The following is a 16,708-nucleotide window of genomic DNA, read 5'->3' as shown; positions in this document are numbered from 1 at the left end:
ATTTATATCCGGATGTCTTATGAACAACGAACAAACAAAAGAAGCACTGAGAGAGGAATTGGAGTTGCTTAGAAAAGAAAATGAGCAACTGAAGCGACAACTTCGATCTCTGGAACAGAATAAACAACCTGAAGAAAGCTCCACCAGCTTTCAGGAAAGGTATGCCGTTAAAATCTTAAATTCCTTACCGGACATGCTGACGGTGTTCAACCACAACGAAGTGGGGATTGAAGTCGTATCCAATGAAGAAACCAATCATGTCGGGATATCCAACAAAGATTTTGAAGGAATGCACATGTGCCAGATGGTGCCTCCCGAAGCCTATCAGAACATCCACGCCAATATGCAGAAAGTGATCGCCACGCGGACTGTCTCGGCGGCGCATCACGACATGGATTTCAACGGCTCCCACCATTACTACGAGAACCGGATTTTTCCGTTGGATGAAGAATACGTTCTGATCATGTGTCGTGACATCACGGAAAGAGTGGCCACCCAGCAACAGCTGGAGATATTCAAAAGCGTACTCGACAAAGTCAGTGACAGCATTCTTGCCGTTTCCAGTGACGGAACGCTGGTATATGCCAACAAGCAATTTATGGAAGAGTACGGTGTCACCCAACAGATGGGTACCCAGAAAATATACGACCTGCCCGTCTCTATGCGCACACCGGAGTTATGGGAAGCCAAACTGAAAGATATACGAGATAATGGCGGAAGCTTTTCATACCGTGCAGCGTATGTGCGCAAAGGCGAGGAGAAAAACAGAGTACACCAAGTTTCTACCTACCTTACACAGGAAGATGATACGGAGCTTATCTGGTTTTTTACGCAGGACATTACCGATGTGATCAAGAAGCGGGATGAACTTCGTGAATTGAACCTCCTGCTGGACGGCATTCTGAATAATGTCCCCGTCTATCTGTATGTGAAAGATCCCGAAGACGATTTCAGATATCTGTATTGGAACAAGGCATTTGCCGAACATTCCAAGATTCCCGCCTCCCGGGCAATCGGCCGCACGGACTTTGAGATCTTTCCGGAGCGTGCGGATGCCGAAAGGTTTCGCAGGGATGATCTGGAATTGATCCGGACGCATGAACGGATTGATATGCAGGAGACTTACGTGGCGGCCACCGGTGAGACCCGTATTGTGCAGACACTGAAAGCGCTTGTCCCGATGGAAGGGCGCGAACCGCTTCTGATCGGCATCTCCTGGGATATCACTAACTTTCAGAATATCGAACAGGAACTGATTAAGGCACGCATCAAGGCAGAGCAATCCGACAGATTAAAAACCGCCTTCCTTGCCAATATGAGCCATGAAATCCGGACACCGCTGAATGCGATTGTCGGTTTCTCCAATCTGTTGCCTTCTGCCGAAACCCTTGAAGAAGAAAAACTCTATTCGAGCATTATCAATCAGAACTCAGAGATCCTGTTGCAGCTGATTAATGACATCTTGGACTTGTCAAAGATAGAAGCCGGTACATTGGAATACGTCAGACAGCCGATGAATCTGGGTGAAGTATGCCGGAATATCTATCAGATTCATAAGGATCGTGTGCAGGAAGGAGTGACCCTTATTTTGGACAATGAAGACGATGACCTGATTATTGAAGAAGACCGGAACCGCATTGCGCAGGTTATCACCAACTTCCTCACCAATGCCGGTAAATTCACGCTTTCCGGTGAAATCCGCTTTGGCTTTAAAGTCGATAATCAATGTATCCGTTTTTATGTGAAGGATACAGGCATCGGAATAGCTCCCGACAAGGTGGGACATATTTTCGACCGTTTTGTCAAGTTGAACTCGTTTGCGCAGGGGACAGGTCTCGGACTTGCCATCTGCCGGATGATCATAGAGAAGATAGGAGGGGAGATCGGAGCCACTTCGGAAGTAGGCAAAGGATCGACTTTCTTCTTTACGATACCTTATAAAGAACGCTCGGATGACCGTATTGCATTTTCCGAGGTTTCGGAAACGAAATACATCAGCCACACCATCAAGAGGATGCAGAAGATCAAGAAGATTCTGGTAGCTGAAGATGTGGACAGCAACTTTGTACTGATCAAGAATATGATCGGCAAAGATTACACCCTGCTATGGGCGAAAGATGGCTTTGAGGCGGTGGAGATGTATAAACAGTTCCAGCCGGATTTGATTCTGATGGATATTAAGATGCCTCGTATGGGTGGACTGGAGGCTACCCGCATTATTCGTTCCTATTCGAAGGAGATTCCTGTCATTGCCTTGACTGCCTATGCTTTCGAAGCGGACAAGGAGCAGGCTTTGGAAGCCGGCTGTAATGACTTTGTCACGAAGCCGGTTTCAAAAGCTGCATTGGAAGAGGCGTTGGGGAAGTGTTGCGGGTAGTAACTACAAGTGATTGTATTATACTCACTTTCCTATCTCGGGAACTAATAAGAACTTTGTTTCCGGGAAGTACCTTTCGAGCCAAGTCCGTATAAACTCCATCGTATCATCCTGAATCGTTTTATCCTCTACTGTCGGATAAAGATTATAAAGTACTGTATCCAGCACAATGCCTCGTTTCTGTATGGCTTCAAGACTCAGGAGAGTATGATTGATGCTGCCCAGCTTTCCGGAAGTCACGAAGATAAGCGGATATTTCTCCTGTGCGATATAGTCAATCGTCAGGAGCTCCGTAGTCAGAGGAACCATCAGACCGCCCGCGCCTTCAAGCAGAACACAGTCATACCGTTCGCTTAATACTTCGGTGGCATGCTTGATCTTGTCGAAATCGATGGGACGATGATCCAGTCGGGAAGCCAGATGGGGGGAGGCGGGATAAGAAAAGATCTCCGGCATGGTCAGCCCTTCCTGATCTTCCCGGGTGAAAGGGATTTCCATAATGCGCCGATGCAGGTCTATATCTTCGGAATGCCCCACATTTCCTGTCTGGATAAACTTCTGCGTAATGGTTCTTTTGCCGTTTTTATTCCATTCGCGTGCCAGGTAGCCGGTCGCGTAACTTTTACCGGCATCGGTATCGATACCGCTTACAAAATATACATTCTGTTTCATACTTTTTTCTTTTTTGCTATGATATAAATAGGGTGATATGTCAGGGACACTGAAGTGCCCTGTGTAAATTCTTGTGTGTAACGTTCGCAAAAATGCTGCAAATCTCGACGGGTCCAAGTCTGTTTTTCGTGCTTCGGATAGAGGGATGATTGCGCTGACAAACCATTCACCCCCGTCTGCTTCAGATGATACAGCACTTTCATCGGATCTTCGAAAGAAAGGGGGATCAGTTCTTCTTCTGAGTACAGTATATCAAAGTGGAACGACAAGGCTGCTTCAAGCTCTTCCTTTGAACGATAGGGCAGTCCCTTTCCGGTAAGCTCACGTATCTCCTTCATATTCTTTTTCCCAAAAGTACTGAAAGCAAAGTATCCTTGACTGTGAAGCAATGTATTACACCTTTTGAAGAACTCCTCCGGCGACTCGAACCATTGCAAAGCGGAACAGGAAGTAATCAACGTACTTTTATCCGGAAAAGGAATCGTCTCCGCATCTCCGGGAAGAAAAGAGACTTGTTTCTCTCTTAATAAATCTTCGCAGCAATACCTCATCTCCGGACATAAGTCATTCAGAAGCAACTCTTCCGGACGAAGGGTGCGGAGCAACATTCGGGAGTAAATGCCCGTCCCGCATCCGAACTCGATTACTTTCGGACAGGGAGAGGGAATATGTTTCTGAAGCAGGCGGATCATTTTATCTGCTATCTGCCGTTGTACATTTGCCTCACGGGGATAGGTGGAGATGGCTTTTGAGAAACGTTCTGCAATAATTGTCTTATTCATTGATTAATGATTATTTAATATTCATGATTACCTCATTAAAAAGCTCCTGCTGATAATGGGCAGCTTCGACGTGCAGGAGGGAGTCTGCCTTGTTGCTCCATGCCTGCTCTTGATGGTCCGGAAGGAAAATCCGGTCGTTATCTCCGATGATGGCTGTCTGCCAGACAAACTCCGAAGGGAGGGATGACAGGTATTGCTGCCGGATGGCGGCAAGCTCTTCTTTCAGTTCTTCAACCGGACGTTTGGGAGCCATTGTCTGAAAAACCTTGTAATCAGCAGCGGAACCACACATTCTTCGCTGAAATTTCAGTAGGGTTTGTTCGTTCAGTCCTTGCAGGGTGCCTTCAAAAACGGATGGCGTGATTCCTTCCGTTTCGTGTATCGGATAAAGTGTTCCGTTGATGGCGGTACTTTGGGAAACAGGCAGGGAGGGATATTGCTTCATTACCTGCGAAGCCGCCCAGACTCCCATCGACCATGCGATCAGCGTAATCTCGGAATATGCCTGTATCAAAGTCGTATCGAACTCCAACGAACGATAATCGTAACAAATCATCCAGTCACATTCCGCCGGATGGATATGTCGGAAGGGCGTTTCGTCCATTCCCCATCCTGCGAAGAATAGTAGAAGGTGCTTTTCATTGTTCCTGATAATAAAAGTCTGTTTCATCCGTTAATGATTTCTATAAGTGTATCGATTTCTTTTTCTGTGATGTCCGCTGTCAATGAGAAGCGGATACGGGAAGTCCCTTCGGGTACTGTAGGCGGGCGTACCGGCAGGGCATAGAATCCCTTGCGTTGCAATTCTTCGGCCTTCCTGATGGTATCTTCGCTTGCTCCGACCACCATCGGCACGATGTGGCTGACGGAAGGACAGTTGTATCCCTTCTCGGTCAGTGCTTCTTTCAGTTTCCGGCTGATTTGCAGCAGATGCTCCCTTTTGCTCCGGAAATCGGCGAAGTGTTTCAGTACCCATGCGGTCCACTGGATATTGACAGGAGGAAGGGCTGTCGTGAAGATAAAGGTACGCATCTTATTGATCAGATATTCCCGGATGGTCTGCCGGCAGACGATATATGCGCCGGCGGATGCTGCCGCCTTCCCGAATGTTCCTACCAGAAAGTCGATGTCGTTGATGCAGTTTTGTTCTTCGGCACATCCTAAGCCTTTCTCGCCCCGTGCTCCGAAAGCGTGGGCTTCGTCTACATAGAGAAGAAGATTGGAGTAATCGTGTTTCAATCGTACCAGCGCTTGCAGGTCGGCTTCGTCTCCGTCCATGCTGAAGATACTCTCGGTAACGATGATCATCTTCTCATACATACCGTGGTTTTCTTCAAGAAGACGCCGGAGCTGGGCTAAGTCATTGTGCCGGTACCGGATACATTTGGCAGATGATAATCTGATTCCGTCTATCAGGCTGGCATGTACGAGTTTGTCCGCAAGGATCAATGTACGGGCATCACTGACGGCAGGAAGTATCCCTGTGTTGGCGTGGTATCCGCTATTGAACAGAAGGGCGCTTTCTGCTCCGAACATAGTGGCCAGTTGCTGTTCCAGTTCCTGATAGGCAGTGAAGTTGCCTGTCAGCAGGCGGGAGGAAGAGGAAGTGGGCAGAAAGGTTTCCGGAGTAATGGTCTTTAAGAACGCTTCTCTTAAAGACACTTCATTGGCTAACCCCAGATAATCATTGGATGATAAGTTCAGCATCCGTCGTCCGTCTACTGTCACGTCTCTTCCATCATGAATCAACTGTGGGAGGGAACGGTAATTCTTCTTCTCTTTTAAAGTCAGAAGTTCTTGATTGATAGAGTCTAAAATCATAATCTATTCATTTTTTGAGAAGATAGTTGAGTTACATCTCTCTGACTATTTTAAGTACTCCAGAAGTCAGTTTGCTTAACTGCTCCGGAGAGATGATGAACGGGGGCATCAGGTAGACCAGTTTTCCGAACGGACGTACCCAGATACCTTCTTCTACGAAGCGGCGTTGCATATATGCCATGCTCACCGAACGTTCTGTCTGGATGACTCCTATGGCTCCTAATATCCGTACATCCGCTACTTGCGGAAACTTGCGGGCGGGAGCCAGTTCTTCTTTTAACTGAGCTTCGATTCGTTTCACATTCTCTGCCCAGCCGGAGTCGAGCAGTAACCGGACAGAAGCACACGCCACCGCACACGCGAGCGGATTCCCCATAAAGGTAGGACCGTGCATAAAAGCCTTTGGGGCATGATTGGAGATGGTATCTGCTATCTGATTGCTTGCCAATACGGCAGACAGTGTCATGTATCCTCCGGTCAGCGCCTTTCCGATGCACATGATGTCCGGTTCCACTCCGGCGTGTTCCCAGGCAAAGAGTTTGCCGGTGCGTCCGAACCCTGTGGCTATTTCGTCAAAGATCAGGAGGATATTGTGTTCTTTGCAGAGTTTTTCCGCTTCACGCAGATACTGCGGGTGATAAAACCACATACCGCCTGCTCCCTGAACAATGGGTTCGAGGATGAGCGCCGCCAGTTCTTTGGAGTGTTTCTTTATCGTTTCCCGCAGGGGGATGATGTCGTCCGGATTCCATTCTCCGTCAAATCGCGAAGAGGGAGCCGGAACGAAATATCGGACAGGAAGCGATGAACCGAAAAGACTGTGCATCCCGGTGACGGGATCGCATACGGACATGGCATTCCAAGTGTCGCCATGATAACCGGAACGGATGGTTACGAAATTGTTCTTGTCGGGCTTTCCGGCTGCATACCAATATTGCACGGCCATCTTCAAGGCAACTTCTACCGCCACCGAACCGGAATCCGCATAAAATATCTTTTGCATGGATGGGGGAACCAAGGGCAACAGCAGTTTGCCTAACTCGATGGCCGGATCATGAGTCAGTCCTCCGAACATGACATGGGACATCTTGTCTAACTGGTCTTTTGCCGCCTGATTCAATACCGGATGATTGTATCCGTGCACAGCACACCACCAGGACGACATTCCCTCGATGAGTGTCCGCCCGTCTTCGAGTGTGATTGTTGCTCCGTCCGCCCGCTTTACTTTGTAGACAGGCAATGGATCGGTAGTAGAAGTATAAGGATGCCACAAATGCTCGCGGTCAAACTGAGAGTCGGCGAAGTGGTAACCTTCTTCCAGAATCATCTTCTTGTCGTCGGAAACCTTGGAACCGAGTGTGGTCAGCAAATCGCCCACGATGGCGGAATTGATGCCGACAAACAAGGCTTTGCGCATGGCTTCGGGAGTGAGCTGCGAACGTCCTCCGGCGAAACGCAGGAAAGCGGTAGGATTGATGAAGCGGAACAGGGCGACGGTTCGCAGGATTTCTTCTTCGCTCAATGCCTTTTCATTTTCCAGTGGAGTTCCGGGGATCGGACTTAGCAGGTTGATGGGGATGGACTGTACATTCAATTCCGCCAAGGTGAAAGCAAATTCAATGCGTTGTTCCATTGTTTCTCCCATGCCGATGATGCCACCGCAGCAGATATCCATTCCTACCCGGCGGGCGGCGTCGAGAGTGGCCAGTTTCTGCTCTTGTGTATGTGTGGAGCAGAGTGTGGGGAAATAGGAAGGAGCTGTTTCGAGGTTGCAGTGATAGCGGGTGATTCCGGCTGTGTGCAAGGCGCGGAGTTCTTCTTCGTTGAGTAATCCAAGGGATGCACAAAGTTGGATGGACGAATGTTTCCGCATAAGGCGGGCCGCATCGCAAAGTTGACTGATCTGTTTGGGAGAAGGTTTTCGTCCGCTGGTGACAAGGGAGAAACGGTTGACGTCTTGACTTTCGTTGTATTTTGCCTGTCGGAGACATTCTTCAGCGGGCAGGAGATCGTAAATCTCGGCTTGAGTCTTGTAGTGAGAGGATTGTGCACACCATTTGCAGTTCTCCGGACACCGGCCGGACTTGGCGTTGATGATGGAACACATATCGAACTCGTGCGAAGCACAGGTGACGGTAATCTCATGCGCGGCGGCATAAAGCGCCTCGCTGTCGGCCATGTTGGCCAGCCAAGTGGCTTGGGCGGACGATATGTCGAAGCCTGCCAGTACTTGGTCTTTGATTTCTTGAAGTGTCATAAATGTATGATAAGGGATAGTAACTTTTGCATTCTGCTTGCGAAGAGCCACATCTACCACATTGGTATGCAGATGACCGATCTGAAATTCACGTCCCATACTCGCAAAAGCGGCATAGTTCTTCCTGCCCCAGTAGCGGAAGCGGGAAAGAAGGGAACGGGTGGTCTGTATGTGGCGTTGTTTCTTCATCAGGTTCTTGTTTTTTGAAGTTAAGAACGGGGCAAATGTACAAAGATTCTTTGGATAAGCAAGCGATACAATAATATACTGCAAATATACACCCTTACCTTGTATCGTTTATACACACCCTTTATCTTGTATTCTTTCTTCTATATTCCTTGCGTAAATTGAAATTGAATCCGACGTATATCTGAAGCGTTCCGAACCCGTTGTCCAGTGAGAAATTGTTCCGGTGGTAATTATAGTTCTTTCCGACAAATGAAGTGCCGACGAAATATTTTCCGTTATTATAGACAACTCCCGCACGGATCAGAAAGTCCAGGTTAAAATTGCCGTACCATGTCTTCCCTTCGTGGGTTTCTGCATCTACATCGGAGGCTTTGTAAGCTATGGCGGGAGTGAGAGACAAGCATGCCAGACAGTTGCGGGCAAATACCCAGTTATAGGCATAACCGAAACTGATATTGGCATTGGTGTATTTTATATTGTTGACTTTCATGGCAGGATTCATCGCTTCCAGTATGAAATCCGGAAGTTCCGCATAGTCGAACTCAAGATTATGTTTTGAAATGGAAAAGCCTGCGATAAACGAACCTGCATTCCTGCGCTGATTGGTTGACTGGCTGAAAGCGGCAGGGTAGGAGAATTTGCGGTTGTTGAAGATATAGTATAGGTTCAGTCCCTTGATATCTACTTTTATCCCATTGAACTTTTCGGAGTAATTGGCGGGGACATCTTCCGGGAAACCGTTGATCTTATGAATCTTATAGTTGTTACCTGTGCGACGATAGAAGATGTCCACTCCCAGCTTGGAACTGTATAGACTTAAATCGAACTCGGTTCCCTTGTTCCTTCGGTTGGTCTTCCGGTAAATGTCGTCCACGTCTACAGACCATCCCAGGAAGATCCATCGCCAGCCGAAGTACAATCCTATCTTGTTATGCGGATTGGGAGAGAAACTCAGCTTCTGCGGTTGGGGCAGATTGCTGGTAACGGAATAATATTCAAAGTTGCTGAAATGGGTGGTCATCAATGCGTAATTATACCGGTTGTGACTGATATAAAGGGTGTCGAAGTCACTGAAATTCATGAACTTCCTGATCGCTCTCTTGAAAGCGCTTGGTTTGGCCGGTATCACAGAATCAGTTTGCAGACTATCGCTCATAAGGGTATCTCTCCTTTCAGTTTGGGCCTGTAAGGAGAGTGACAGAAACAGAAAAAGAGATAGAACAATTTGCTTCATCCTGTGATTTTTCGTTGCTATGATTGATGCTGTTCGTTTCACGAATGTACTACCTTTCGTTGATTTATACTAATAATCGTCTAAAAAAATGTTTCGTTTCCTAAACAAATGAGATATGTATTCTGTTAGTTAGAACAAGCAAATAAATCCTAAGCCACAAAATTATGAGAATCTATTTACGTTTATTAGTGGCGTTTCTATTGCTTTCTGCCGGCAATGTAGTGTATGCAGAAGCACAACAAGAGAAACGCGTAACGGGTACTGTGACTTCTGAAGGAGAGCCTTTACCCGGTGTTTCCGTACAAGTGAAAGGGGCCTCCTCCGGCACCATTACCGATATCGATGGAAACTATTCAATTGAAGCCCCTGCCAATGGGACTATCGTTTTCCGCTTTGTAGGATTGCGGACAGTGGAACAAGCGGTGAACAACCGGAATGTGATCAATGTCACCATGGAATCGGAGAGCAAAGAACTGGAAGAAGTGATGGTTGTAGCTTATGCTACCGCCAAAAAATATAGTTTTACCGGAGCTGCCTCGACAATGAAGGCGGGAGAGATCGAGAAGTTACAGACTTCCAGCGTATCCCGTGTACTTGAAGGTACGGTATCCGGTGTGCAAGCCAGTGCTTCCAGCGGTCAGCCCGGTACGGATGCCGAAATCCGTATTCGTGGTATCGGTTCGATCAATGCTTCCAGTGCCCCGTTGTATGTGGTAGATGGCGTACCTTTTGATGGCAGCGTCAACTCGATCAATCCTGATGACATCGCTTCCATGACTGTGCTGAAAGATGCTGCATCTGCAGCTCTGTACGGTTCGCGTGGTGCGAACGGTGTGATTATCATTACCACAAAGCAGGGACAGCAGGACTCGAAAGCTACTGTCAAGGTGAAAGCTACACTGGGTGGTTCCAGTCGTGCGGTACGTGATTATGACCGCGTCAATACCAATCAGTATTTCGAACTTTACTGGGAAGCGCTTCGCAACCAGTATGCCAAGAGCTCCGATTATACCCCTGTCACCGCAGCTGCTCAGGCTTCCAAAGACTTGGTTACAAAATTGATGGGAGGCGGTCCGAATCCTTACGGTACACAATATCCGCAACCTGTGGGGACAGACGGAAAGCTGGCAGCAGGTGCTCGTCCGTTATGGAACTCCGACTGGAGTGACGCGATGGAGCAGCAAGCGCTTCGTACCGAACTGAATCTGAGTGTTTCCGGTGGTGGAAAGGCTAATCAATACTTCTTTTCTGCCGGCTACCTGAATGATAAAGGTATTGCACTCGAATCCGGCTACCAACGTTTCAACCTTCGTTCGAACGTGACCAGTGAAATGACTTCCTGGCTGAAAGGAAGCATCAACCTGAGTTTCGCCCATTCCATGCAGAATTATCCGGTTTCTTCGGATTCCAAAACAAGCAACGTGATTACTGCAGGACGTACTATGCCCGGATTTTATCCTATTTATGAAATGAATACGGACGGCAGCTACAAGCTGGATGATAATGGGGATCGTATCTATGATTTCGGTTCATACCGTCCTTCCGGTTCTATGGCTAACTGGAACTTGCCGGCTACCTTGCCTTTGGATAAATCGGAACGGATGAAAGATGAATTTTCCGGTCGTACTTATCTCGAAGCTACGATCATCGAAGGGCTGAAATTCAAGACAAGTTTCAACTTCGACCTGATCAACTATAATACGTTGGATTATACGAATCCGAAAATCGGTCCGGCTCTGGAAAACGGAGGTGGTTCCAGCCGCTTGAACTCACGTACTTTTTCATGGACATGGAACAATATCGCGTCGTATGATAAAACCATCGGTGATCATCACTTTAATGTGCTTGCCGGAATGGAAGCCTATTCGTACCGCTATGATGAACTGACTGCTTCACGTACGAAGATGGCACAGCCTGATATGCCCGAACTGGTAGTCGGCTCACAGTTGACAGGCGGTTCCGGTTATCGTATCGATTATGCTTTGGTGGGATATCTAACCCAGGCGCTTTATGACTATCAGAATAAATACTTTTTCTCCGCTTCCTTTCGTCGTGACGGTTCTTCCCGTTTTGCACCGGAGACTCGCTGGGGTAACTTCTGGTCTTTGGGAACTTCATGGCGTATCGACCGTGAAAGTTTTATGGCTTCCACTACCAACTGGCTTTCTGCTCTGACATTAAAGATGAGCTACGGTGCGCAGGGAAATGATAATCTGGGTACTTATTATGCAAGCAAGGGACTTTATACCATCGTTTCCAATCTCGGAGAGAATGCCTTGGTTTCCGACCGTATGGCTACCCCGAACCTGAAGTGGGAGACGAACCTGAACTTTAACGTCGGCGTTGATTTCTCACTGTTTAACAACCGTTTTTCCGGTTCGTTCGACTTCTTTACGCGTCGTTCCAAAGATTTGCTTTATTCCCGTCCGATCGCTCCTTCCTTAGGATATGGTTCTATTGATGAAAATGTAGGCGCATTGAAGAATACAGGTATTGAGATGGTGCTGAACGGAACCATTATCAATCAGAATGGATGGGTATGGAAACTCGGAATGAACCTGACGCATTATAAGAATAAGGTGACGGAACTTCCGCTGAAGGATATGCCGCAAAGTGGCGTGAATAAATTGCAGGTAGGACGGTCAGTCTATGACTTCTATATGAAAGAATGGGCGGGAGTAGACCCTGACAACGGTAATCCGCTGTGGTATATGGATGAGAAAGATGCCAATGATAATTTGACCGGAAAACGTGTCACAACAAGCGATTATGCTTCGGCAAGTTATTATTACGTCAATAAATCTTCCCTCCCGAAAGTTTATGGCGGTTTTAATACATCGCTTTCATGGAAAGGGTTCGATCTGTCCGCCATCTTTGCTTATAGTATCGGCGGATATATCTACAATCGTGATATTACCATGATTCTGCACAACGGAAGTCTGGAAGGCCGTGACTGGTCTACGGAGATATTGAAGAGATGGACACCGGAAAACCGTTATACAGACGTGCCTGCTTTGAGCACTACTTCCAATAACTGGAACTCAGCTTCCACCCGTTTCTTGCAGAACAACTCATATATGAGACTGAAAAACCTGACGCTCTCTTACGATCTGCCGAAACAGTGGATCAGCAAACTGGCATTGAGCAGTGTCCAGGTGTTTGTGCAGGGAGATAACCTGTTTACTATTCACCGGAATCAGGGACTTGACCCTGAACAGGGAATCACGGGTATCACTTATTACCGTTATCCGGCTATGCGAACTATTTCCGGAGGTATCAATCTATCTTTCTAAAATTACACGATATATGAAAAAGATAAAAATTCAATCTATACTTACTGCTGTTGCCGGACTGTTTCTGGCAACGAGTTGTAGCAGTAGCTTTCTGGATACGGAACCGACGGATGCGGTAAGCTCCGATCAGGTAGCAGTAGCTGGAAATGCAGAACGTCTCTTCAACGGAGCTTGGTATAACCTGTTTGAATACGGAACGACGTATGCCAATATTGGTTATCGGGCACTTCAATGTCAGGATGATATGATGGCGAGCGATGTTGTTTCCCGTCCGAAATATGGGTTCAATTCTTCCTATCAGTTCAATGACGTGGCGATTCCTTCCGATGGAAGAACTTCGTTTGCCTGGTATCTGATCTATAAGACAATTGATAACTGCAACACTGCCATTTCGATTAAAGGTGACTCCGAGGAACTTCGGCAGGCACAGGGACAGGCATTGGCTTTGCGTGCCTTTTGCTATCTGCATTTGGTACAGCATTATCAGTTTACATATTTGAAAGATAAAGATGCTCCTTGTGTGCCTATATATACGGAACCGACTACGAGTAGTACCGAGCCGAAAGGAAAATCGACAGTGGCACAAGTTTTCCAGCAGATCTTTGATGATTTGAATCTCGCACAGGATTATCTGACAAACTACGTCCGCAAGGGCGACGGGCAGAAATTCAAACCGAATACGGATGTTGTCAACGGTCTTCTGGCACGTGCTTACTTATTGACAGGGCAATGGGGAGAAGCCGCCAAAGCTGCCGAAGCTGCACGCAAAGGATATTCATTAATGACTACCACTGCCGAATACGAAGGTTTTAATAATATTTCCAATAAAGAATGGATTTGGGGATCTCCTCAAACACTCTCGCAATCGGATGCAAGTTATAATTTCTATTATCTGGATGCAACGTATGTCGGAGCTTACAGTAGCTTTATGGCCGATCCGCACTTGATGGATACTTTTGCTAAAGATGACATCCGTCTGCCTCTTTTCCAATGGATGCGTGAAGGATATCTGGGTTATAAGAAATTCCATATGCGTTCGGATGATACTGCGGATCTGGTACTGATGCGTTCGGCAGAAATGTATCTGATAGAAGCGGAAGCCAAGGCCAGGGATGGAGTAGCACTGGATCAGGCTGTTGCCCCATTGAATACATTACGTACTGCCCGTGGCGCAGGTAATTACGATGTGACAGGGAAAACGAAAGAGCAGGTGATTGACGAAATTCTGATGGAACGCCGGCGCGAACTTTGGGGAGAAGGATTCGGTATAACGGATGTACTCCGTAATCAGAAGGCGGTAGAACGTATGGCTTTATCTGAGGATATGCAGAAAACGGAAGTGGATTGCTGGCAGGAAGACGGTAGTTTTGCGAAAAGAAATCCGTTAGGACATTGGTTCCTTAATTTTCCGGATGGTAAAGCGTTCTCGGCAAACAGTTCTTATTATCTGTATGCTATCCCTGAAAAAGAGATAAATGCAAACCCTAACTTATAAATAAATAGCTCTCTTAATTTTTTGACTTTGACCTTAACTTGTAGACCGGTATACGTCGTGACGATGCATACCGGTCATTTTTTTTATACCTGTATCTTCTGTTTCTTTAAATTGGGCAAAAAGAACGTGACTAATCCCAATAACGGCATATAAGCGCAAACGTTATAAACCGACTCAATTCCAAATTTATCAGCCATATTGCCAAGTACAGCCGAAGCGATACCTGCTACTCCGAAGGCAAAACCAAAGAAAAGACCGGAAATCAATCCTAGCTTGGTAGGGAGTAGCTCTTGCGCATAAAGCAGGATAGCCGGAAAAGCAGACGAAAGCATCAGTCCTACACAAAAACTTAAGATGATGGTCCATGCTAAAGTGGCATGCGGCATCAGTAAACTAAAAGGTGCAGCCCCTAAAATAGAAGCCCAAATCACATATTTACGTCCTACACGGTCGCCGATAGGACCACCGAGCAATGTTCCGATAGCAGTAGCTACCAGAAAAATAAATAAGTATAATTGAGATTCCTGTACAGTTACATTGAATTTATGAATCAAATAGAATGTATAATAACTGGTAAGGCTTGCCATATAGATATACTTTGAGAAGATTAATATCAGTAGGATTCCGATAGATAAAGCAGTCTTATCCATCGGTAAAGGCAAATGTACAGCCTTTTTCACTGTAGTCTTTTGCTCTTTCATTCGGTTGAGATAAGATTTGTACCATTTGCAGATCGGATACATGACTCCGATAGCAGCCAAAGCAAAAAGTGTAAAAACGGCTAGATGCTCTCTGCCATAAGGAGCCACCAGCAAAGCCACCAATAAAGGACCTAGTGAACCTCCTAAATTGCCTCCTACCTGAAATAACGATTGTGCCAGTCCCCGTTTTCCACCCGAGGCAAGAAAAGTGATACGTGATGCCTCCGGATGCAAGACGGAAGAACCGATTCCGATCAGAAAAACAGAGACCAGCATCCAGTAAAGATTGTTGGAGAATGCCAGATTGATCATTCCTATCATTGTAAAGCTCATTCCGATAGGTAGTGACCAGGCAACGGGATGTTTATCGAAGATGATTCCGGTGATTGGCTGGAATACCGAAGCCGAGAGTTGATAAACCAGTGTGATAAGGCCGATCTGTGCAAAGTTGAGTCCCAAATCGTCTTTGAATAATGGATAGGCTGCCGATATAACGGACTGCAAAAGATCATTGAGACAATGCGAAAGGCTTAGTGCGATGAGGATAGAAAATGTAATTCTTCCTACGGGTTGTTCCTGATTCTGTACCATAATACCTATTCTTTTGAAATGTTCCTGAAAAAATGACTGCAAAGGTACGTAAACTTCCCGTTTCTCAATATATTTGTCACAATTAAATCTATAAGTAATGAAGAAAGTAGTATTAGCGATGGATTCTTTCAAAGGGTGTCTTTCCTCATCAGAGGCGGAAAAGGCGGCGGAAGAAGGCATAAAGCTGGTTTGTCCGGATTGTGAAGTCATTCGTTTTCCGATAGCCGACGGAGGTGAGGGAATATTGACTGTCTTGGTAGAAGCAACACGAGGCACTTATCAGAAGATCATAGCGAATGATCCTTTGATGCGTCCGATAGAAACCACTTATGGAGTTTCGGGCGACAAATGCATTGCTTTTATTGAGATGGCCACCGTGAATGGTCTGCCGCTATTATCAGAAACGGAACGAAATCCGATGCTGACCACTACTTATGGAACCGGTGAATTGATATTGCACGCTATTGAACAGGGATATCGGGAATTTGTCATAGGTATCGGAGGAAGTGCTACGAATGATGCCGGAGTAGGTCTGTTACAAGCATTAGGAGCCCGATTTCTCGATAAGGATGGAGCAGTCTTGGGAAAAGGAGGCGAAATTCTGCATCGAATTGCCGCTATTGATTTTTCTTCCGTTCATCCTGCACTTAAAGATACTCGTTTCACGATAGCCTGTGATGTGCGAAATCCCTTTTGTGGCCCGGAAGGTGCTGCGCATGTTTTTGCCCGACAGAAGGGGGCGGATGATACAATGATAGAGAAATTAGATGTGGGTATGCAGTCTTTTTCCCGGTTGATCCATTCAACTACCGGAAGAGAAATTACTCACGTTCCCGGAGCAGGAGCTGCCGGAGGCTTGGGAGGTGCCTTTCTTGCTTTTCTGAATGCTGAACTAAAGCCCGGCATTGATTTACTGCTCCAAACATTGAAATTTAGTGAGAAAATAAAAGGTGCTGATCTGATCATAACCGGTGAGGGGAGAACAGACCGTCAATCTTTAATGGGAAAAGTACCCTCCGGAATATTAGAAGAGGCGAAACGACAAGGGATACCGGTCATTGTTGTGGCAGGCAGTATAGAGGATACGGAAATTCTGAATCAGGCAGGTTTTCAAGGTGTCTTTTCTATCATTCCTTCGCCCATGTCTTTGGAAACAGCCATGAAGCCGGAAGTTGCTAAGAAAAACATTTGCCGGACTGTTGCCCAAATTATCTCTTTAGTGAATTTATAATGGCGTTTGTAGTGTAAATTGTCGTTAATTCATTTTTGACTTACTGAACTATTCGTGGTACCTGA

General features: G+C 46.5%; 11 protein-coding genes. 4 read left to right on the top strand and 7 right to left on the bottom strand.

What is annotated here, in order from left to right; translation table 11 throughout:
- Positions 1 to 19: 19 nt before the first annotated feature.
- On the top strand, positions 20 to 2,377 hold the full coding sequence (locus ACHLI0_RS05310) for a PAS domain-containing protein (RefSeq protein ID WP_490748595.1): 2,358 nt from the start codon (positions 20 to 22) through the stop codon (positions 2,375 to 2,377).
- Between the two features lie 24 nt (positions 2,378 to 2,401).
- On the opposite strand, the gene bioD is transcribed toward ACHLI0_RS05310, so the two are convergent.
- The 6 genes from bioD to ACHLI0_RS05280 form a co-directional block, all read right to left on the bottom strand.
- Complete coding sequence (gene bioD / locus ACHLI0_RS05305; protein WP_259031368.1) at positions 2,402 to 3,049, bottom strand: dethiobiotin synthase; 648 nt, start codon at positions 3,047 to 3,049, stop codon at positions 2,402 to 2,404.
- A complete protein-coding gene (bioC, locus tag ACHLI0_RS05300) occupies positions 3,046 to 3,831 on the bottom strand; it encodes a malonyl-ACP O-methyltransferase BioC (RefSeq protein ID WP_490748594.1) in 786 nt (261 codons plus the stop codon). Before bioC ends, bioD begins: the two co-directional genes overlap by 4 nt.
- 10 nt (positions 3,832 to 3,841) lie before the next feature.
- Complete coding sequence (locus tag ACHLI0_RS05295; RefSeq protein ID WP_202572795.1) at positions 3,842 to 4,501, bottom strand: DUF452 family protein; 660 nt, start codon at positions 4,499 to 4,501, stop codon at positions 3,842 to 3,844.
- A complete protein-coding gene (locus tag ACHLI0_RS05290; RefSeq protein ID WP_055221042.1) occupies positions 4,498 to 5,652 on the bottom strand; it encodes an 8-amino-7-oxononanoate synthase in 1,155 nt (384 codons plus the stop codon). Before ACHLI0_RS05290 ends, ACHLI0_RS05295 begins: the two co-directional genes overlap by 4 nt.
- Positions 5,653 to 5,683: 31 nt before the next feature.
- Entirely contained in the window at positions 5,684 to 8,098 is a 2,415-nt protein-coding gene (gene bioA / locus ACHLI0_RS05285; protein ID WP_490748592.1) for an adenosylmethionine--8-amino-7-oxononanoate transaminase, read from the bottom strand.
- A 121-nt stretch (positions 8,099 to 8,219) separates the two neighbouring features.
- Entirely contained in the window at positions 8,220 to 9,332 is a 1,113-nt protein-coding gene (locus tag ACHLI0_RS05280; protein ID WP_062694836.1) for a DUF4421 domain-containing protein, read from the bottom strand.
- Between the two features lie 164 nt (positions 9,333 to 9,496).
- Between ACHLI0_RS05280 and ACHLI0_RS05275 the strand changes: the two genes are divergently transcribed.
- Together ACHLI0_RS05275 and ACHLI0_RS05270 are read left to right on the top strand one after the other, a co-directional pair.
- Positions 9,497 to 12,625 (top strand): SusC/RagA family TonB-linked outer membrane protein, encoded by a 3,129-nt coding sequence (locus ACHLI0_RS05275; protein ID WP_490748590.1) that lies wholly within the window; start codon positions 9,497 to 9,499, stop codon positions 12,623 to 12,625.
- 13 nt (positions 12,626 to 12,638) lie between these two features.
- A complete protein-coding gene (locus ACHLI0_RS05270; RefSeq protein WP_490748589.1) occupies positions 12,639 to 14,120 on the top strand; it encodes a RagB/SusD family nutrient uptake outer membrane protein in 1,482 nt (493 codons plus the stop codon).
- Between the two features lie 83 nt (positions 14,121 to 14,203).
- On the opposite strand, the gene ACHLI0_RS05265 is transcribed toward ACHLI0_RS05270, so the two are convergent.
- On the bottom strand, positions 14,204 to 15,412 hold the full coding sequence (locus ACHLI0_RS05265; RefSeq protein WP_490748588.1) for an MFS transporter: 1,209 nt from the start codon (positions 15,410 to 15,412) through the stop codon (positions 14,204 to 14,206).
- Between the two features lie 97 nt (positions 15,413 to 15,509).
- Between ACHLI0_RS05265 and ACHLI0_RS05260 the strand changes: the two genes are divergently transcribed.
- On the top strand, positions 15,510 to 16,643 hold the full coding sequence (locus tag ACHLI0_RS05260; RefSeq protein WP_055221038.1) for a glycerate kinase: 1,134 nt from the start codon (positions 15,510 to 15,512) through the stop codon (positions 16,641 to 16,643).
- The last annotated feature ends 65 nt before the right edge of the window (positions 16,644 to 16,708 follow it).

It is taken from the genome of Bacteroides sp. RCH18, assembly GCF_058231005.1.
This window is presented reverse-complemented; position numbering and strand designations above follow the sequence as displayed.

Bases quoted from the DNA above. Each gene is read 5' to 3' on its own strand.
- ACHLI0_RS05310 (WP_490748595.1), top strand. From the start codon at position 20: ATGAACAACGAACAAACAAAAGAAGCACTGAGAGAGGAATTGGAGTTG.
- bioD (WP_259031368.1), bottom strand. From the start codon at position 3,049: ATGAAACAGAATGTATATTTTGTAAGCGGTATCGATACCGATGCCGGT.
- bioC (WP_490748594.1), bottom strand. From the start codon at position 3,831: ATGAATAAGACAATTATTGCAGAACGTTTCTCAAAAGCCATCTCCACC.
- ACHLI0_RS05295 (WP_202572795.1), bottom strand. From the start codon at position 4,501: ATGAAACAGACTTTTATTATCAGGAACAATGAAAAGCACCTTCTACTA.
- ACHLI0_RS05290 (WP_055221042.1), bottom strand. From the start codon at position 5,652: ATGATTTTAGACTCTATCAATCAAGAACTTCTGACTTTAAAAGAGAAG.
- bioA (WP_490748592.1), bottom strand. From the start codon at position 8,098: ATGAAGAAACAACGCCACATACAGACCACCCGTTCCCTTCTTTCCCGC.
- ACHLI0_RS05280 (WP_062694836.1), bottom strand. From the start codon at position 9,332: ATGAAGCAAATTGTTCTATCTCTTTTTCTGTTTCTGTCACTCTCCTTA.
- ACHLI0_RS05275 (WP_490748590.1), top strand. From the start codon at position 9,497: ATGAGAATCTATTTACGTTTATTAGTGGCGTTTCTATTGCTTTCTGCC.
- ACHLI0_RS05270 (WP_490748589.1), top strand. From the start codon at position 12,639: ATGAAAAAGATAAAAATTCAATCTATACTTACTGCTGTTGCCGGACTG.
- ACHLI0_RS05265 (WP_490748588.1), bottom strand. From the start codon at position 15,412: ATGGTACAGAATCAGGAACAACCCGTAGGAAGAATTACATTTTCTATC.
- ACHLI0_RS05260 (WP_055221038.1), top strand. From the start codon at position 15,510: ATGAAGAAAGTAGTATTAGCGATGGATTCTTTCAAAGGGTGTCTTTCC.